The organism is Salibacterium sp. K-3, from assembly GCF_054052005.1.
Genome location: NZ_JBSVZE010000001.1, coordinates 931,510 through 950,530 on the forward strand (window position 1 = coordinate 931,510; position 19,021 = coordinate 950,530).

Annotated in this window: 22 protein-coding genes; 18 read left to right on the plus strand and 4 right to left on the minus strand. The window is 48.0% G+C overall.

What is annotated here, in order from left to right; genetic code table 11:
• Window positions 1-13: 13 nt before the first annotated feature.
• Entirely contained in the window at window positions 14-364 is a 351-nt protein-coding gene (locus tag ACW9JV_RS04380) for a hypothetical protein (RefSeq protein WP_457331734.1), read from the plus strand.
• Between the two features lie 79 nt (window positions 365-443).
• Window positions 444-665 carry a hypothetical protein gene (locus ACW9JV_RS04385; protein WP_457331737.1) on the plus strand — a complete coding sequence of 74 codons (222 nt, stop codon included), beginning with the start codon at window positions 444-446 and terminating at the stop codon, window positions 663-665.
• Here ACW9JV_RS04385 and ACW9JV_RS04390 read toward each other — a convergent pair.
• The 4 genes from ACW9JV_RS04390 to ACW9JV_RS04405 form a co-directional block, all read right to left on the minus strand.
• The gene (locus ACW9JV_RS04390) at window positions 644-2,074 is read right to left on the minus strand and encodes a DUF2254 domain-containing protein (protein ID WP_457331739.1); all 1,431 of its coding nucleotides are present in this window, start codon (window positions 2,072-2,074) and stop codon (window positions 644-646) included. The two genes, ACW9JV_RS04385 and ACW9JV_RS04390, sit on opposite strands and share 22 nt — an antisense overlap.
• Window positions 2,075-2,203: 129 nt before the next feature.
• Entirely contained in the window at window positions 2,204-3,148 is a 945-nt protein-coding gene (gene thpD / locus ACW9JV_RS04395) for an ectoine hydroxylase (protein WP_457331741.1), read from the minus strand.
• Window positions 3,149-3,414: 266 nt separating this feature from the next.
• On the minus strand, window positions 3,415-3,750 hold the full coding sequence (locus tag ACW9JV_RS04400; protein ID WP_457331743.1) for a spore coat protein: 336 nt from the start codon (window positions 3,748-3,750) through the stop codon (window positions 3,415-3,417).
• 14 nt (window positions 3,751-3,764) lie between these two features.
• Window positions 3,765-4,025, minus strand: a complete 261-nt coding sequence (locus ACW9JV_RS04405) for a hypothetical protein (protein ID WP_457331745.1) — start codon at window positions 4,023-4,025, stop codon at window positions 3,765-3,767.
• 121 nt (window positions 4,026-4,146) lie between these two features.
• On the opposite strand from ACW9JV_RS04405, the gene ACW9JV_RS04410 reads away from it, so the two are divergent.
• From ACW9JV_RS04410 to ACW9JV_RS04485, 16 genes are all read left to right on the plus strand, one after another.
• A complete protein-coding gene (locus ACW9JV_RS04410) occupies window positions 4,147-4,506 on the plus strand; it encodes an arsenate reductase family protein (protein ID WP_457331747.1) in 360 nt (119 codons plus the stop codon).
• Between the two features lie 24 nt (window positions 4,507-4,530).
• The gene (gene gcvH, locus ACW9JV_RS04415) at window positions 4,531-4,914 is read left to right on the plus strand and encodes a glycine cleavage system protein GcvH (protein WP_457331749.1); all 384 of its coding nucleotides are present in this window, start codon (window positions 4,531-4,533) and stop codon (window positions 4,912-4,914) included.
• Between the two features lie 493 nt (window positions 4,915-5,407).
• Window positions 5,408-6,430, plus strand: coding sequence for a methionine ABC transporter ATP-binding protein (locus ACW9JV_RS04420; protein ID WP_457331751.1), 1,023 nt, complete (start codon window positions 5,408-5,410; stop codon window positions 6,428-6,430).
• Window positions 6,423-7,091: a methionine ABC transporter permease gene (locus ACW9JV_RS04425; protein WP_457331753.1), complete on the plus strand. Its 669-nt coding sequence runs from the start codon at window positions 6,423-6,425 to the stop codon at window positions 7,089-7,091. The genes ACW9JV_RS04420 and ACW9JV_RS04425 overlap by 8 nt, the downstream gene beginning before the upstream one ends.
• Before the next feature lie 16 nt (window positions 7,092-7,107).
• Window positions 7,108-7,992 carry a MetQ/NlpA family ABC transporter substrate-binding protein gene (locus ACW9JV_RS04430; RefSeq protein ID WP_457331755.1) on the plus strand — a complete coding sequence of 295 codons (885 nt, stop codon included), beginning with the start codon at window positions 7,108-7,110 and terminating at the stop codon, window positions 7,990-7,992.
• Between the two features lie 260 nt (window positions 7,993-8,252).
• Window positions 8,253-8,672, plus strand: coding sequence for a carboxymuconolactone decarboxylase family protein (locus ACW9JV_RS04435; protein WP_457331757.1), 420 nt, complete (start codon window positions 8,253-8,255; stop codon window positions 8,670-8,672).
• 208 nt (window positions 8,673-8,880) lie between these two features.
• Window positions 8,881-9,021: a hypothetical protein gene (locus ACW9JV_RS04440; RefSeq protein ID WP_457331759.1), complete on the plus strand. Its 141-nt coding sequence runs from the start codon at window positions 8,881-8,883 to the stop codon at window positions 9,019-9,021.
• A 231-nt stretch (window positions 9,022-9,252) separates the two neighbouring features.
• Window positions 9,253-10,038 carry a Fe-S cluster assembly ATPase SufC gene (gene sufC / locus ACW9JV_RS04445; protein ID WP_457331761.1) on the plus strand — a complete coding sequence of 262 codons (786 nt, stop codon included), beginning with the start codon at window positions 9,253-9,255 and terminating at the stop codon, window positions 10,036-10,038.
• Between the two features lie 19 nt (window positions 10,039-10,057).
• On the plus strand, window positions 10,058-11,368 hold the full coding sequence (sufD, locus tag ACW9JV_RS04450) for a Fe-S cluster assembly protein SufD (protein ID WP_457331763.1): 1,311 nt from the start codon (window positions 10,058-10,060) through the stop codon (window positions 11,366-11,368).
• Complete coding sequence (locus ACW9JV_RS04455) at window positions 11,368-12,591, plus strand: cysteine desulfurase (RefSeq protein WP_457331765.1); 1,224 nt, start codon at window positions 11,368-11,370, stop codon at window positions 12,589-12,591. Before sufD ends, ACW9JV_RS04455 begins: the two co-directional genes overlap by 1 nt.
• Entirely contained in the window at window positions 12,578-13,036 is a 459-nt protein-coding gene (gene sufU / locus ACW9JV_RS04460) for a Fe-S cluster assembly sulfur transfer protein SufU (protein WP_457334569.1), read from the plus strand. Before ACW9JV_RS04455 ends, sufU begins: the two co-directional genes overlap by 14 nt.
• Window positions 13,037-13,174: 138 nt before the next feature.
• Window positions 13,175-14,572, plus strand: a complete 1,398-nt coding sequence (sufB, locus tag ACW9JV_RS04465) for a Fe-S cluster assembly protein SufB (protein WP_457331767.1) — start codon at window positions 13,175-13,177, stop codon at window positions 14,570-14,572.
• A gap of 80 nt (window positions 14,573-14,652) precedes the next feature.
• On the plus strand, window positions 14,653-15,516 hold the full coding sequence (locus ACW9JV_RS04470) for a DUF72 domain-containing protein (RefSeq protein WP_457331769.1): 864 nt from the start codon (window positions 14,653-14,655) through the stop codon (window positions 15,514-15,516).
• 66 nt (window positions 15,517-15,582) lie between these two features.
• Window positions 15,583-16,407, plus strand: a complete 825-nt coding sequence (locus ACW9JV_RS04475) for a sulfite exporter TauE/SafE family protein (protein ID WP_457331771.1) — start codon at window positions 15,583-15,585, stop codon at window positions 16,405-16,407.
• 38 nt (window positions 16,408-16,445) lie between these two features.
• Window positions 16,446-17,885, plus strand: a complete 1,440-nt coding sequence (locus ACW9JV_RS04480) for a bifunctional metallophosphatase/5'-nucleotidase (RefSeq protein ID WP_457331773.1) — start codon at window positions 16,446-16,448, stop codon at window positions 17,883-17,885.
• Window positions 17,886-17,892: 7 nt separating this feature from the next.
• Window positions 17,893-18,993 (plus strand): HD-GYP domain-containing protein, encoded by a 1,101-nt coding sequence (locus ACW9JV_RS04485; protein ID WP_457331775.1) that lies wholly within the window; start codon window positions 17,893-17,895, stop codon window positions 18,991-18,993.
• Window positions 18,994-19,021 lie beyond the last annotated feature (28 nt).

Consider the following 19,021-nt stretch of genomic DNA (forward strand, 5'->3'; position numbering starts at 1 on the left):
CGGTTACAGATAGATGGAACAGTCAATAAGAGAAAAAGGTTGCGGGTCGCAGATGATGTATGGCAGGAGAAACAATATTATTATAGCGCTTCTTGCGGTAGTCGGACTGTTTGCGCTGCTGGGGGATGACCTGAAGACGATTGCTGCTGTTCTGACAGCGGTGCTGCTTTTTTACGCAGGGGCGCAGCTTCTGCGTAGGCCGGAATCCGGTGTAACAGTAGTGACGGGACTTGTACTGCTTGTTATCGGGTCGCTGGTGCTGGCTGGATCGTTTCCCGTCAGCTTAGGGGCCGTGGTCTTTGTTTTGGCGGCAGGTCTGCTCTGGATACGCCGCAGAGAAAAAAGAGGGCGGTCATCTGAATAAAGACCGGTAAATATCCATGCATGATGGAAGAGTCCGGAGCATAGGATGAATCATATTATCCATTCCGGGAGGACTGATGTTGGATATCCCTGTAGTCCGGGCTTTTCTTATGCTGACGGTTTTTGTACTGCTCTTTTTTATCAGTTCCGTCCAGTATGGCGGGGCCGGAGGCCATTTCCTGCAGATTATTGGTTTTACAGGAATGGTTTTTGCCTTGTCTTACGGTATGCTTCTCACCAGGGATTCAGACCGGGACGGACAGAAAACAGAGATGGGGGATCAGCCGTATGAACACGGCTGATCTATGTTTTCCGGGTTCGTAAGAAAGGCGTTGTGAAGTTTTTCGCGGAGCTGTTTTTCGAGCGTGTAATAAGCCTCTTCGTTTCCTGTCGCCTCGGCCACCCCTTTCAGACTGCCGAAGAAACGCTGCCTGTTGTAGGTGTAGAAAAATCCGGCATCATACCCGCTGGCGATGGCAGAAGCATAGTCCCAGCAGCACTGGTGGTTTTCCGCATCGATCGTTTTCGAAAGAATAGTTAATGCCTCCAGAATATTCACGGTTAAAAACGGATCCTTCACCGCATAGGTGCTGATCTGCGAAAAAGCAGCGTACAAATAATAGTCAAACGATTCCTCTTTAATGATAACCCGGAGCTGATTATGACGGTCTGTCAAATAGGGGGTGAAACGCGTTACTTTCGAAATGGAAACAAGCAGATCCGTCAATTGATAAATGGCATTGTTGGCTGTATTCGGATCATCGTTTCCGATGGCTTTGATAGCTACTTCCGTTAGTTTGTTAACACCGAATTCAAGGTCCTGCACTTCTGTTTTTTTAGGACCGAGATAAACAAGCTTCCGGTATTTTTCCTCATTTAATTCCTTCTCTTCGGTTTTCCAATATCGTAATAAGGGAAGTCCTTCCGTCACGAAATCCCCGATTCTTCTTTCCAGGCGGATAACAATTCCATCTTTTTTTGCCTCTTTGATCAGGCGTTTGTAATCGAAAATCTGAATAAAACCGGTTTCATTGGAACAGTTGAGGATGCTGTCCTTATCGGGAAGTTCATCCATCGTATAGGATGGATCCTTTGTCCGGTAAGGTTCCAGGTCTTTTAAGAGCGTCCGGAGAATCGTCTGTTTGGATTCTATTTTCATATAGTTGGTCAGGTTTGGCACCTGCATCCATTTCACGGCATGGTTGATGAAAAAAACAAACGTACCAAGTGTCACGAGGGCTGCCAGCACCGTGAACGACGGGATGGCGACATAGACACTGCTGCCTTCTTCACTGATCAGAAAAAAAGCGGTCAGTACATATAAAAAACAGGCGTTAAAGATACCAAGGACGTGCTGGGTCCTGCGGTCCGAGACAAAACTGAGCAGCATCCGCGGGGAGAACTGCCCGGAAAAGGTCGTCAGCACGACTAATATCGAGTTGAATGTAAAGGCGTTTAACGTTAGGATTCCGCCGATCAGCGTACTGACAAGAATATAGGTGAGCTGATAGTTTGTCACAAACAGTTCAGGTACGTGGTTTTGGACGCCGACAACAAAATCGAGCCCGTAAGATAACACAGCCAGGGCAGCTGCGAAGACGGCGTACAGAATCGAACTGAACCACAGATTTGCCCGGATCTCATACCAGAACTGTCTTCTCGACATCGTAACCAATTTGAGCATCCGATTCGGCAGGATGGTTCGTTTCATGATAGAAATCCTTTCTACGTTTTCCTGTGATTTCGTTCTAACGTTACCCAGAAATGTATTTCCCCAAACGCTTTATTCCATATCAAAAAGGAGCTGCCCTCTAAAGCCGGGGCAGCTCCTTTTTTGAAATTATTTTCGTTTGATGCGGTGGGAGAAATTCTGAAGCCGGTCTTTGTTCGGCTGAATCGGTTCGATGTTTTCCCGGTTTGCCAGAAATTCCGGGCGCGGCGCCTGCCCGGAGAACGGTTCCTGCAGCTTGTTTTCAATTGAATTGAAAACAAAAAATACGTTGCTGCGCGGATAAGGCGAAATGTTGCCGGCGGATCCGTGCATGGTGTTGCAGTCAAAGAAAAGCACGGAACCTGCCGGACCGGTCGCCCGGTCAATGCGTCCGTCTGCATGATCGACAAGACGGGTCATGCTGTCATTGTCCGGTACACCGGTTTCCTGTTTTTTTAAAGAATTCTTGTAGTTCTGTTCTGGTGTAGAGCCCGGGCATGAGACGAACCATTTCTGGGATCCCGGGATCAGCATCAGCGGACCGTTGAATTCATAATTGTCGGTAAGTACAATCGAGCAGCTGACTGCGCGCATATCCGGCATGCCGTCTTCTTCGTGCCAAGTCTCAAAGTCCGAATGCCAGTAGAACTCCTTACCTTTAAAGCCTGGTTTGAAATTTATCCGGGACTGTGTAATGTAGACCTGGCTTCCGAGAAGCTGCTGGGCTGCCTTGACAATCCGTTCGTTTTTGGAAAGTGCCTGGAAGAAACCGCTGTCTTTATGGATTTCAAAGACGGAACGTATTTCATTGCTTCCGGGTTCCTTAATGACATCATCGGCGTCACGGCTCTGATTGTACTCCATTGTGCGCTGGAGTTCACTTTTCATGATGGAGACCTCATCATCGTTGAACAATTTCTCAAACAGTAAATAGCCGTTTTCCTCAAAGGCGTTTAAATCCTTTTCGCCCAGAGGACCATCCGAGAATGAAGAATTACGGTGAACCACAGGGTCTTTCCGTTCCATAATCCGAGCGTCCTGCCCTTTTCTAGAAGGATACTTATCGACTGCCATTACACCATCACTCCTTTTCCCTATTTCACTGTTTATGAAATGGCGAGTCCGTCTGACTCTTACCCATCTATATTTGGAAATAAACATAATAATAAAAACTTTTAATAATATCACGAAGAAAGAACATCTGTAAATCAGATATCTCAAGGGATAGAGAATTTTTATTTTTTTATAAAAAAGACGTTTGAATTGTTTCCCTATAAAGGAATAGAGAAATTGAACATACATATAAAGGAGCTGCCACTTTTGTGACAGCTCCTTTCTTGTTAATTCATCATTCCCTGCGATGGAAGTTGATTTTTGTAGCCGTTGAACTGTTGATACGCTTGGTCGAGTGTGTTTGTATCTGCGGCGCTGAAACTGTACCACCCTTTTTTGAACATCAGGTTGAAAAGGGTGCGCTGGCTGTTCTGGGTTTCGTTAGCGATCATGGCTATATCGTCGTAAAGATCCTCGTGGCTTGCCTCATTCATGGCATAGCCGTAGGAAGACGTCATGTATTTTTCTGTGGAAAGCACATCATTTAAAAAATCACGGTCGTTCATTTCCGGCGTTTTTGGAATTTGGGTTTCCGGATTCTGAATGCTCGAGGATGACGGCATTTTATCCCTCCTTTTTAGTTTGTAGGCTGAGATCCGGACTGGATATGGGTGAGAAGCTGCTGATAGTGCCTTTCGTGCATACGGGCAACCGTCTCCAGCTCCTGCTTCACTTCCATGTCCGTACACTGTTTTGAGAAAAAAGCGGCTTTTTTGGCAGCAGTTAAGTTCCAGCTCATCATGTCTTCCAGATACAGGTGGTCTTTTACCGTCACCGTCTGCGGCGGCTGGGGCATTACATTCGTCGACGAAGACTGCGGCTGCTGTTGGGGACTCATTATTTTCTCCTCCTCTCTCGTGTTTATCGTTTCGCCGGTATTGTTTGCAGGAGCGGGAGTTGTTATGTATAAAAATTACGGTATACTATAGGGCAAAGAAAACAGAAAGGAGCGAAAAAAGATGACGGTCACCTATTATGGATATCCGCCCTGCAGCACGTGCAGGAAAGCGAAAAAATGGCTTGATGAAAACAATATACCTTACGAGGAATATCATATCGTAGAAGAGTCCCCGTCCCGGCAGAAGCTGGAGAAGCTTTATGAAAACAGCGGGCTTCCACTGAAAAAATTTTTTAATACAAGTGGAAAGAAGTATCGTGAACTCGGAATAAAAGATAAAATGAAGACAGCAGACGAAAAGGAGCTGCTTGACCTTCTTGCTTCCGACGGTATGCTTCTGAAACGACCGATTGTGACAGATGGCACGAAGGTTACGGTTGGGTTTAAGGAAGAGGAGTTTGAGGAAGTATGGAAGAAGTAGTATTCAGTATAAGGAGGTTTTCACATGAGCGTGCCTAAGGAATTGAAGTATTCGCAGGAACATGAATGGGTGAAAGTGGAGGATGGAAAGGTCCGTATCGGCATCACTGATTTTGCCCAGTCTGAACTGGGGGACATCGTATTCGCCGAGCTTCCGGAAGTCGGTGACGAGGTGAAAACCGATGAACCATTCGGCAGTGTGGAATCGGTAAAAACGGTATCCGAACTTTATGCACCGGTCAGCGGAAAAGTGGTTGAAATCAATGAAGAGCTGGAAGATGCGCCGGAATATGTGAATGAATCCCCGTATGAAAAAGCCTGGATGATTGTGGTGGAACCTGCTGACATGGCTGAAACGGACAATCTGATGACGGCGGAACAGTACGAGGAAATGATCGGAGAAGATTAATACATAAGGGCTGCTCCAACAAGGGGCAGCTTCTTTTTATTAGTACGGGTTTAGGTGCAACCGGCTCGAAGGTCTGCAGACCGCAGGTCCATTCGACGCCCGAACAGGATGTGCACGGTTTAGGCTTGCGACTTACGGTTCTTCATCATACGGACGGAAAGCGGCGGCAGGATATCGAAAACGTAAGGATGAACCGCTCATAAGACCGTTTTGCATGGTCTGGTGCCGTTTAAACGTAACATAGAACAGGTCATAGGGACGTTTATCGTACATAGGAGCAGTCAAAACGTAAGTATGGGAAGAGGACGGTAAATGGAAGGAGGAGGTCAACATTCGTATTGACACCTTCGCTGATTCATGCTACTATTTTCCTTGTTTCTAACCATCCGCAGGTATATTTTATCCGGTTCTGATCGTGCTGATCCGGATTTTTATAGGGTTATTTATTCAGTTTTCTGATAAGTTTAATCAGGATTAGCAAAGAGGGATACTTATGATAACGATACAGCAATTATCAAAAATCTTCCGTACTCCTTCCCGGGATATAACTGCTGTCGATACCCTCGATCTTTCCATTCAGGAGGGCGAAATTTTCGGTGTTATCGGCTATAGCGGCGCCGGCAAAAGCACGTTGATCAGGTTATTGAACATGCTGGAGACACCTACAGAAGGGCATGTGACAGTTGGTGATAAAAACATGTCCGAGCTGCGGGGCGGCGACCTTCGAAAAGCCCGTCAGGAAATCAGTATGATCTTTCAACATTTCAATTTGCTCTGGTCACGCACGGTGAAAGAGAATATAGCCTTTCCGCTTGAAATTGCGGGAATGTCGAAGCAGGACAAAAACAGCCGGGTGGAGGAACTGATTGATCTCGTTGGACTTTCCGGGCGTGGGGATGCCTACCCTTCCCAGCTCAGCGGCGGCCAGAAGCAGCGGGTCGGGATTGCCCGTGCGCTGGCGAACAACCCGAAAGTGCTGTTATGCGACGAAGCTACATCAGCGCTTGATCCAAAAACGACTGACGCCATTCTTGACCTTCTCACGGACATTAATAAAAAGCTCGGGTTAACGATTGTTCTGATCACTCATGAAATGCATGTGATCCGCAAAATCTGTCACCGTGTCGCTGTCATGGAAGAAGGTAAAATCGTGGAGCAGGGCGATGTGCTCGAAGTATTCCGCTACCCGAAAGAAGAAATGACAAAAGAGTTCGTCAAACAGATCACGGAGCCGGAAGAAACGATGGATGCAGTTTACGACCTTGCCGGTGATGGAAGCGCCCCGGTAGTCAAACTGACATTTGTCGGTGAAGATGCGGAACAGCCGGTGATGACGGAATTAATCCGTCACTGCGGGGTGGGAGTGAATATTCTGCAGGGCAAACTGTCCAAAACCCGGCACGGAAGTTACGGCACATTATTTGTCCAGCTTCAGGGAGACAGGGAGCATATGGATGAAGCGCTCCGCTTTCTAAAGGAACACCGGGTGGAAGCAGAGGTGCTGCAGCATGATTAATCGTCTATTTCCCAATGTAGAGTGGAACAGTATCTGGGTTGCTTCGCTCGAGACCATCTATATGAGTCTTGCGGCCGTCATCATGACGTTCATATTAGGCATCATTCTTGGTCTGCTGCTTTACCTTACAGATAAAGGGAATTTTTGGGAAAATAAAGTCGTGCACGCGGTGACTGCCGCCGTCGTCAATATTTTCCGCTCGATTCCTTTTATCATCCTGCTCATTCTTCTGATTCCTTTTACCAACCTGATTCTCGGTACCATTCTCGGGCCGAGTGCGGCGCTGCCCGCTCTGGTAATGGGAGCTGCTCCGTTTTATGCGAGACTGGTCGAAATCGGCCTCCGCGAAGTGGATAAAGGTGTTATTGAAGCAGCACAGTCTATGGGTGCAGGACAGGGAAGAATCATCATGAAAGTGCTGCTGCCGGAGTCGATGCCCGCTCTTGTTTCCGGCATTACGGTAACGGGCATCACGCTCGTCAGTTTTACAGCGATGGCAGGGGCGATCGGTGCCGGAGGCCTGGGGGATCTTGCCTACCGGGAAGGATTTCAGCGGACGCAGCCCGATGTAACATTTGCTTCAACCATCGCCGTCTTAATCATCGTTTTTATTTTCCAGATGATTGGTGACTGGATAACGAACAAAGTAGATAAACGATAATATGGAGGGGTTACACATGAAAAAACTAGCACAGCTTATTGCTGTTCCATCTTTGATTCTGCTGCTCGGAGCTTGCGGCACGGAGGATAACGGCTCGGAAGAACAGGAATCTTCTGGTTCCGGTTCCGAGGAAGGAAGTGAAGAAGCTGCTTCCGGAGAAGAAAGCACGACACTTACGGTTGGGGCGACCAACGTACCGCATGCGGAAATCCTTGAATTTGCAAAAGATCAGCTGAATGAAGAAAACATTGAACTGGAAATAGAAACCTTCAATGATTACGTGCTGCCGAACAAGGCGCTGGCCCAGGGAGAGCTCGATGCCAACTATTTTCAGCACATTCCATACTTCGAAGGACAACTGGAAGAGAATGAAAACTACGATTTCGCTAATATCGGCGGTGTTCATATTGAACCGATCGGTGTCTATTCCCAGGAATACGACAGCCTCGATGAACTTCCGGAAGGCGCGGAAATTCTCATGAGCAGTTCTGTTGCCGATCACGGGCGTATCTTACAGATGCTTGAAGAGCAAGGGTTAATCACGCTTCCTGAAGATGCCGGAGTCGATGCTACGATTGATGATATTAAAGAGAATCCGAACAACTTTGAGTTCCGTGCGGATATCGAAGCGGCAATGCTTCCGCAGGCATACCAGAACGGAGAAGGCGACGCTGTTTTGATCAATTCCAACTACGCCATTGACGCCGGATTAAGCCCTGTTGATGATGCGGTTGCGCTTGAAAGTGCCGAAGATAATCCTTACGTCAATATTGTAGCTGTACGCAGTGAAGATGAAGACAATGAAGACATACAGACCCTCGTTGACGTGCTGCAGTCTGACGAAACCAAGCAGTTTATCGAAGAAGAATACGACGGCGCTGTCATTCCAGCGGCTGAATAAGAAAAAACCCGGCTCTCTGCCGGGTTTTTTCTATATGATACCGACATTTACAGCGGTCGACTGTCCATAATAAGCAAATAGCAGACATAATCAGGAGAGGCAATCGGCAGCAAGTCCATGAAAACGGAATAAGGGCCATATGAATCATCATTTCTATGTTACATGTCCGCTTCCGTATTTTTATGGACATTTTCGCAGCGGGAATAAAGATCGGCAGCTTTTTACATACTACAAAAAAAGGAAGAAAGGGAGGCCTCGGCATGCAGCAACAGCAACAGCAACAGCAACAGGATCAAGCTCAGGCTCAGGAACAGCAGCCGTCTTCATTTATTCAGCAGGCGTTGCAGGAATATAAAGAAGGGATCGGTATCTTTCAGGAAAAAATCCCCCATATTGCGCGGAGGTATAATGCTTTTACCGAAGCCTGCTTTAAAACCGGCGAACTGGAGGCAAAGGAAAAACAACGAATGGCTCTGGCTCTCAGTGTGTATGCCCAGGACGAGTATTGTATTATTTACCATACCAAGGGGTGCCTCGATGAAGGATGCACCGAAAAAGAAATGATGGAAACACTGGGCGTCACTGCTGCTTTCGGGGGAGGAGCTGCGATGAGCCAGGCCGTTACACTCGTCCGGGAAGCGATCCAGGAGCTGGATACAGACAATCAGAAGAAGCACTGATTGAAAGGAACGGGCGAGCAATATAAAGAATGTTTCCGTCTATTCGAAAGAAACCGGCTGAAATCCGGCTGAACGATATTTGTTAGAAAATTTAACAAATATACGGTTTTGTTGAGAAAAAATCTGCGTGGTATAGTAAATCATGTGTTAAACACAAAGAAAGGATGGATTTATTATCCACGCGAACAGCATTACGACGAATGAAACAATGGAAAAAGCCATGCATCAGTTCCACGGTATCGGTTATGCTGAGTACAATAACAGCCTGAAGCGCCGCATGGAAGTCGAAGTTTCCCGTGAAAGGGAATACCAAAAGAGCCGTCAGCTGGCGGCGCAGTTTGGCAGCTGATGAAAAGCAATCTTTTCCTTTGAACAGCAGCACGTTTTTGTTACAATAAAAAGTGAGTGGTTAAGGGGGGCTGAGCCTGAAGGAGGCGGCTCCCTTTTCTTATGAGCAGGCGGTCTGTTCGAGTTTCTTGAACTCTATTTGAATTTGTTTTAAACTAATAATGAGAATAAATTGAGAATCATAAAGGAACCTGGATGTTCCTTTAATATTGATATGATGGAGGTATTTCAGATGGCAGGATCAACCTTGAAGATTCAAAATCTACATGTGGAAATTGATGGCTCGGAAATTATCAAAGGACTGGATTTGGAAATAAACGGCGGCGAGATTCATGCAATCATGGGGCCGAACGGTACGGGTAAATCCACGCTCGCTTCCGCGATCATGGGCCACCCAAGATATGAAATCACCCAGGGAAGCGTTCACCTGGATGGCAAAGACGTCCTCGAGATGGAAGTGGACGAGCGTGCCCATGCAGGAATGTTTCTTGCCATGCAGTATCCAAGCGAAATCAGCGGTGTTACAAACTCCGATTTCATGCGCTCGGCTATTAATTCCGGTCGTGAAGAAGGCGATGAAATTTCGCTGATGAAGTTTATCCGCAAGATGGATAACAAAATGGATGAACTCGAAATCGATCAGTCCTTTTCCCAGCGTTACCTGAACGAAGGCTTTTCCGGCGGGGAAAAGAAGCGGAATGAAATTCTGCAGCTGCTTATGCTTGAGCCGCGGATCGCGATTCTGGACGAAATTGACTCCGGTCTCGACATTGATGCCCTGAAAGTTGTATCCAAAGGGATCAACAGCATGAAATCACCGGATTTTGGATGTCTGATCATTACTCACTACCAGCGTTTGTTGAACTACATCACTCCGGATAAAGTCCATGTCATGATGCAGGGGCGTGTAGTGAAGTCCGGTGGCGCGGAACTGGCACAGCGTCTGGAAGACGAAGGGTACGACTGGATTAAAGAAGAACTCGGCATTGAAGACGAAAAAGTCGGCGAGCAGGCGTAATCGCGAGGGAGGTAATAGAATGTCAGTGGATACGAAATGGACGTACGATGAAAATTACGTAAAAGAATACTCCCAAAAACGCGGGGAGCCCAAGTGGCTTACGGAGCAGCGTCTTGCCGCCATCCGTCTGGCGGATGAGCTGGAACTTCCAAAGCCTGAAAAGACCAATATAAAAACGTGGAACTTTACTGAATTCAAACACGATCCCGGTGAAGTGTCTTCGCTTGACTCGGTGGATGACCTTCATGAAGATGTTCAGAAATTAATTGACCGCAGCACCGAAGAGCAGAACCTGATTGTGTTCCGGGACGGTAAGCCGATCTACCGCACCGAAAGCGATCATTTGGCGGAACAGGGCGTTCTGTTTCTCGATATAGAAACAGCGGCGAGAGATCACAGTGATCTCTTGAAAAAGTATTTTATGGGCAGTGCCGTAGATGTCGATGAACATCGTCTGACTGCACTGCACATAGCACTGCTGAACGGCGGCACCTTTATTTACGTTCCGAAAAACGTTACCGTCGAAGCGCCTCTCCAGACGATTTACTGGCAGGAGGATCCGGAAGTCGGCCTCTTTAATCATGTCATTATCGCTGCGGAAGACAACAGTCAGGTCACGTACCTGGAAAACTATGCTTCCTTTAACAGAGAACAGTCGGCAGTGGCCAACGTGATTTCCGAAGTCTATACCGGACAGAATGCGAAAGTTTCCTACGGTGCCGTGGATCATTTTGAAAAAGGGGTCACCACGTATGTAAACCGCCGCGGCCGTGTCGAAAAAGACGGTTACCTGGAGTGGGCGATCGGCCAGATGAACGAAGGAAATACCGTTTCCGATAATACAACGATTCTTCAGGGAGACGGTTCCCATGCGGATACGAAAGCTGTATCGATCGGGACCGGAGACCAGAGCCAGAACTTCTGGACCAACATCATTCATTACGGTAAACATTCCACCGGTCATATTTTGACCCATGGTGTAATGAAGGATCATGCCTCCTCGATCTTTAACGGGGTAACACAAATCAAACACGGAGGCACAAAAGCAGACGGACAGCAGACTGAACGGGTGCTGATGTTGAGCGAGCGCGCACGAGGCGACGCCAACCCGATTCTGTTGATTGACGAGGACGATGTGACAGCAGGGCACGCTGCATCCGTCGGCCGCGTCGATCCGATGCAGATGTTCTATATGATGAGCCGCGGTATTTCGAGAACAGAGGCGGAACGACTGATTATTCATGGTTTCCTCGCCCCTGTTGTCAATGAACTTCCCATTCAGGCTGTCAAAGAACGTCTGACGGAAGTAATTGAAAGGAAAGTGTATTGATGGATGTAAAGGAAATCAGAGAACAATTTCCTATCCTGCATCAGGAGGTTAACGGAAGTCCGCTCGTCTACCTGGACAGCGCCGCAACCTCCCAGAAACCGAATAAGGTGATTGAAGCGGTGGAAGATTATTACCGCCGCTATAATTCCAATGTGCACCGCGGTGTTCATACCCTTGGAAGCCTGGCAACAGACGGTTATGAAGGAGCAAGGGAGAAGGTGCGTTCCTTCATCCACGCTCCAAGCACCCGTGAAATCATTTTTACACGTGGAACGACCACAGCTATCAACACCGTTGCCTACAGCTACGGGCGGACGGCGCTTCAGGAAGGCGATGAAATTGTGTTGACGCCGATGGAGCATCACAGCAACATCATTCCTTGGCAGCAGGCGGCCAAAGCGACAGGGGCATCTCTGAAGTATGTGCCGATGCAGGAAGACGGTACGCTGTCGCTGGAAGATGTCCGCCGTACGATCACGTCCAACACAAAAATTGTAGCCGTTACGCACGTTTCCAACGTACTTGGAACGATTAATCCGATCAAAGAAATTACGCAGATTGCGCATCAACATGATGCTGTGACTGTTGTAGATGGTGCGCAGAGCGTGCCGCATATGAAGGTGGACGTTCAGGAACTGGACTGCGACTTCTTTGCATTTTCCGGTCATAAAATGGGCGGACCGACAGGTATCGGCGTGCTCTATGGTAAGAAGCGTCTACTGGAAAAAATGGAGCCGGTCGAGTTCGGAGGGGAAATGATTGACTTTGTAGACCTCTATGACTCCACCTGGAAAGAAATCCCGTGGAAGTTTGAAGGCGGGACTCCTATTATCGCGGGGGCGATCGGTCTTGGAGCCGCCATCGATTTTCTGGAAGATATCGGAATGGGAAATATCGAAGCCCATGAAGCAGAGCTGGCGCAGTATGCGCTGGATAATCTGAAAAAAGTGGACGGTATTCATATGTACGGCCCAGAAAAACGGGCGGCGCTTGTAACGTTTAATGTGGATGAAGTGCATCCTCATGACGCGGCTACCGTTCTTGATGCCGAGGGTATCGCGGTCCGTGCCGGACACCACTGCGCCCAGCCACTGATGAAATGGCTGGATGTCGTGGCAACGGCAAGGGCAAGCTTCTATATTTACAATACAAAAGAAGATATCGATGCCCTCACGGAAGGTTTAATAAAAACAAAGGAGTATTTTGGTGATGTCTTTGCATAGCAATCTCGATACTCTTTACCGCCAGGTCATCATGGACCATTATAAAAATCCCCGGAATAAAGGGGACTTGGAAGGGGAGACCCTCCATGTCAATATGAATAATCCGACCTGCGGCGATCGGATCCAGCTGCAGCTGAAAGTGGAAGATAATAAGATTTCAGATGCGAAATTCGTCGGGGAAGGTTGTTCGATCAGCCTTTCTTCAGCCTCCATGATGACAGAAGCTGTGAAAGGCCGGACGGTGGAGGAAGCCCTCGATATGTCGAATATTTTCTCGCAGATGATGCAGGGTGAGGATTACGATGACGAAAAATTTGACCTTGGCGATATAGAAGCCCTGCAGGGGGTCACGAAGTTTCCTGCACGAATTAAATGTGCTACACTTGCATGGAAGGCCATGGAAAAAGGTCTCGATGAAGAAGAGGAAGAGGAAGAAACGAATTAATTTGCAGGAAAAACAGCCATACACCTTTTTTTTAGGGGGGAAAACCCCCTATAATGGAAGGAAGACCCCGATAACCCTTGTACAGCGGCAGAAGATTGAAAAATTCTCTGGATTTTCCTAAAAGGAGGTCATTCAATAATGGCTAAGCAAATGCCGGAAATGGAAGAGTACCAGTACGGGTTTCATGATAAAGACGTATCGGTTTTCCGTTCCGAACGGGGACTGACGGAAAACGTTGTTCGTGAAATATCCAACATGAAAGAAGAACCGCAGTGGATGCTGGACTTCCGTCTGAAAGCACTGGAACAGTTCTATAAGATGCCGACACCGCAGTGGGGCGGTGACCTGTCGGGTCTTGACTTTGACGATATCACGTATTATGTGAAACCTTCCGAACGTTCGGAAACATCCTGGGATGAAGTACCGGAAGAAATCAAAAACACTTTTGATAAACTCGGTATCCCGGAAGCTGAGCAGAAATATCTTGCCGGTGTTTCGGCGCAGTATGAATCGGAAGTGGTTTATCATAACCTTCAGGAAGACCTGGAGGAAATGGGCATTGTATTTAAAGATACCGATACAGCTCTGAAAGAAAATGAAGATCTTTTCAGAGAACACTTCGGTAAAGTCATTCCTCCGTCCGACAACAAATTCGCGGCCCTGAACTCCGCGGTTTGGTCCGGCGGATCCTTCATCTACGTTCCAAAAGGGGTGAAGACCGAAACGCCGTTGCAGGCTTATTTCCGTATTAATTCGGAAAGCATGGGGCAGTTTGAGCGGACCCTCATTATTGCCGACGAAGACAGCTCGGTTCACTATGTGGAAGGCTGCACGGCTCCGGTATACAACACGGATTCCCTTCACAGCGCAGTCGTTGAGATTTCAGTAAAACGTAACGCCTACTGCCGTTACACAACGATCCAGAACTGGGCGCCGAACGTATACAACCTTGTGACAAAGCGTGCGACCGCAGATGCCGGCGCGACCATGGAATGGGTCGACGGCAACATCGGTTCCAAACTCACAATGAAATATCCGTCGGTTCTGATGCGCGGGGAAGGTGCGAAAGGAACCATCCTTTCCATCGCCATCGCAGGTAAAAACCAGCATCAGGACGCAGGCGCGAAAGTGATGCACCTGGCACCGAACTGCTCTTCCACCATCGTTTCGAAGTCGATCTCCAAACACGGAGGTAAGGTGACGTACCGCGGTATCGCCCACTTCGGACGGAAAGCGGAAGGTTCCAAGTCGAAAGTGGAATGCGATACGCTGATCATGGACAATGAGTCTACGTCAGACACCATTCCGTATAACGAGATCATGAACAATAACATCGCGCTTGAACATGAAGCCACGGTTTCCAAAGTGTCAGAAGAACAGCTTTTCTACCTGATGAGCCGCGGCATCTCCGAAGAAGAAGCGGTGGAAATGATAGTGATGGGCTTCATCGAACCATTCACGAAAGAGCTTCCGATGGAATATGCGGTCGAAATGAACCGTCTTATCCGTTTCGAAATGGAAGGCTCCATCGGCTAAAACTGGAACACTGCCAAAAAGCGGACCCTGTTCATGGGTTCGCTTTTTTCCATGCAAACGATACATAAGGAGAGAGAGGCATGATTCTTACAGGTTTAACAGGGTGGGGCGATCATGATCTACTGTATCCCCCGGGCATCCGTCAGCAGGAAAAACTGGAGGAATACAGCTCACATTTCCCGGTTGTGGAGGTCGATGCATCCTTTTACGCGGTGCAGCCGGTAAAAAATTATGAGAAGTGGATGCGGCAGACGCCGGAGCGATTTTCGTTTATTGTGAAAGCGTATCAGGGGATAACAGGACATGAGCGGGGAGACATTCCCTTTTCATCGAAAAAAGACATGTTTGATGCGTTTACCGCATCGCTTGCGCCGCTTCAGCAGGCAGGGAAGCTGGCCATGGTGCTCTGTCAGTTCCCGCCCTGGTTTGAATGCAATAAAGAAAATGTCGCCTATCTTCGTTATGTCCGTGAAAAGCTGGCGGATTTCCCGTGTGCGCTTGAATTCCGGCATCAATCCTGGTTTAACGAAGAGTGGAAAGAAAAAACGCTTTCCTTCATGAAGGAGGAAGAGTGGATCCACAGCATCTGTGACGAGCCGCAGATTGAAGAAGGATCGGTGCCGCTTGTGCTGCGGCCGACGGATGCGGAAAAAACGCTGGTACGTCTGCACGGACGTAACAAGGAAGCGTGGAAACGCCCGGTGCAGGGGGAAAACTGGCGCCGCGTCCGGTATCTGTACAATTATTCTTATCAAGAGCTGAAAACATGGCATGAAAGATTGCAATATCTGGAAAAGGAAACGGATACGATCTATTTCATTTTTAATAATAATTCAGGACGGCACGCCGGGCCGAATGCGAAAACCTTTCTGGACATGGCCGGGATATCATACGACGGGCTCTCTCCGCAACAAATTTCATTGTTTGATGATATGCAGTCATAGTAAAATGGGATAATAGGTTTTACTAATGGAAGGAGACTGCCTCAAGGCAGAGAAAAGAGGTTCCGTATGGTATGGATTCTATTGGTGCTGACAGGTTTGACGGCTGGTATGCTGGGAAGCCTGATGGGCCTTGGGGGCGGTATTATAGTCGTACCGGCATTAATGGTCTACAGCAGCATACACGGATTTTTTTCACATATAACTCCGCAGACAGCAGTCGGCACGTCTCTGCTTATCATGATTTTTACCGGCCTCTCGTCGACGCTTGCTTACATGAAACAGAAAACAGTCGATTATGTAGCAGGAGCGGTGTTTATTGCAGGAAGCGGCCCTGGAGCATTAGCAGGTGTCTGGTTGAATAAAGATATGCAAACAGATCCGTTCCTTATCTGGTTTGGCATTTTCATGATTTTTGTATCCTGTATCCTGCTTATCCGCCATAGACTCCCTTCCCTGAAAGTCAGAGGGAAAGGAATCAAGAGGTCATACATCGATCCAGCAGGAAACGAAGTGGCGTACGGCTTTCAACCGGTTACAGGGATTGTCATTGCGTTTGTGGTAGGGATGTGCTCGGGCCTGTTTGGTATTGGCGGCGGTTCGCTCATGGTGCCGGCCATGATCCTGCTTTTTGGATTCCCTCCCCACACTGCCGTGGCGACGTCGATGTTTCTGGTCCTTTTATCCGCACTGATCAGTTCCGTTTCTCATGTAGCGCTGGGAAATGTAGAGTGGCTCTATGCGCTGGCGCTCATACCGGGGGCCTGGTTCGGCGCGAAAATCGGGGCAGCTGTCAATCAGCGTCTGAAAAGTGATACGCTTGTTTTCATTCTCCGGATTTTTCTGATTATTATCGGGATACGGCTTATATGGCAGGGAGCAGCCGGTATGTAAAACGCTCCTGCAGTTACAGAAAAAGGCGGTGCGCGTTATTGTCTTCTTTGCTACCCATTTACTTATACCACACGAATGATCTGCACAGTAACCTGGAACAATGGCCCGCCGCAGTATCCTATATGAAGCAGCGCGGCCGGTTCCATGAAAAAAAAGACGAAACGTCCCTGTTTATGGATCTCGGCGATCATGCCGACCGGGTTCACCCTGTTACGGAAGCTACCCGGGGAAAGGGCAACGTCACCCTGCTTAACCAGGGCGGCATTCAGTATGCATCGATTGGCAACAATGAAGGGATCACACTGTCCAAAAAGGAATTAGAGTCTTTATATGAAGAAGCGGAATTTAAGGTGCTTCTCGCCAATCTGTTTGATGAGAATGGCCGACTTCCTTCCTGGGCAAGACCCTATGATATTGTCAAAACGAAAGAAGGCATACGAATCGGTCTGATTGGAATGACAGTGCCGTTTTATCCGTTTTACCGGGAACTCGGCTGGGATGTTCGTGATCCGGCCGATATTCTGCCTGCTCTGGCATCAGAAGTGAGTAAACAGGCCGATGCTGTTGTTCTTCTGTCCCATCTCGGGTATCCCCAGGATGAAGAGATTGCCCGCTCCTATTCAGATATTGATGTGATTCTCGGCGCACATACTCATCACCTTTTGAAAACATCCATTCTGCTGAACGATACATTAATCGCCCAATGCGGCAAGAATGGGTATTATGCCGGGCAGGTGAAACTGGAGTTCGATAAGCAAAGCAAAAAGCTAGTCAAAAAAGAAGGAGCTGCGGTCGATATCAGTAATGAAGAACCGGATCCTGCAACGGACCGGCTCCTTTATGAGTTGAAAGAAGAAGCGGGTATCACGATGGACGCGGCTGTCGCTTCCATTACAGAACCGATGCCTGTTTCATGGACAGAGGCCTCCCCGTTTGCCGACTTTATGGCAGAAGGTTTGAGAGAATGGTGCAGTGCAGAAATATCCATGGTTAACTCCGGCCTTCTTCTGGAATCCCTCCCGGCCGGTACGGTCAGAAGAAAAGACCTGCACCGTCTCTGCCCGCATCCGATCAATCCCTGCGTCCTGCCGGTACCTGGAGCTGTATTGAAAGAAACAATTCTCGCTGCTTTCACGGAGAAAATGCTCCATCTACCGGTGAGAGGACTGGGATTCCGCGGGGAAATACTGGGAAGGATGGCTTTTTCCGGCCTGGAACTGGTCTGGGAAACTACCGGGGCCCAGCCGCAGATTAGAGATATTCTGATTCACGGCAGAAAGCTGGATTCCAAACGTACGTATCAGCTGGCCACAGCCGATATGTTTACGTTCGGCCCGTTATTCCCGGGTCTTTCTCAATGCGGTCCGAAACAGTACTACATGCCGGAAATGATGCGGGATGTGCTGGCAGCATCTCTGAAAAAAGAGAAATTTCCGGAGCAGTTAATCAGGAAAGCAGACGGGGAGGAAAAGGAGTGACACGGGAATGAGAGTCAAACGGGTTGACGCTCTGGATCAAGGAGAGAAACTAGGAAAAGCCCTGTTAAATGACGAGGGAAAAATACTTCTGAATCAGGGTGTTGAATTATCTGCAGGCCTCATAAAACAGTTAAAAGCAAAGGGAATTACATATGTGTATGTAAAAGACCCCGTCACAGATGACATTGAAATCATGCAGCCGCTTCGGGATGAGACACGGATAAAAGCACTGCAGACCATGAAAGAAGAATTTAAAATGATCGGAAAAGAGGAAAACCTCGCCGGCACCTTTCAAGGAGAAAATCTAAGCAAAGCTTTTTCCAATATTGTGGATATGGTGCTTAATGACGTAAAAAGCCATAATGAAGCTGTTACTCTTCTTTCCGATGTGATGCTTTATGATTCGTACATTTTCACACATTCCCTGCAGGTCACGGTTTATGCGCTTCGACTGGCGGTGGAACTCGGATATTCCGACAAAGCACTGAGAGAAATCGGTCTCGGCGCCATTCTGCATGATGTTGGAAAAATGAAGATCCCGGAAGAAATTTTAAACAAACCGGGAAAACTGACGGATGAGGAATTCGATATTGTAAAAAAACATACCGAAGACGGCTACTATCTATTGAAAGACCTGCCTAATGTCCCTCTTCTTGCCGCCCACTGCGCTCTGCAGCATCATGAAAGGCTCGACGGCAGCGGCTATCCCAGAGGAATTTCGGAACAGGACATGCATGAATATGCGAAAATTCTGGGAGTAGCGGATGTGTTTGATGCGGTGACATCCCACCGGGTATATCGTAAAGCCATGCAGCCCCACGAAGGGCTTGAGATGTTGTACAGCGGTGCAGGCACGTTGTTTGATTACGACATGGTGACGGCATTTCAGAAAGTGATAGCACTCTATCCGGCAGGAGTCACCGTGGATTTAAGCAACGGCGGCAAAGCGGTAGTTGTGAAACAGAATCAGGACATGCCGGGTCGCCCGGTCGTAAGAATTGTAGAACAGGACGGCCGGGCTGTTTCCTCTCCATATGATATCGACCTGACATCTCATCCGGATATCACAATTACCGGATGTGAAGATGATGAACAGGATATCGGCTGATTCCAACGGCTTCAGCACGTTACGACAC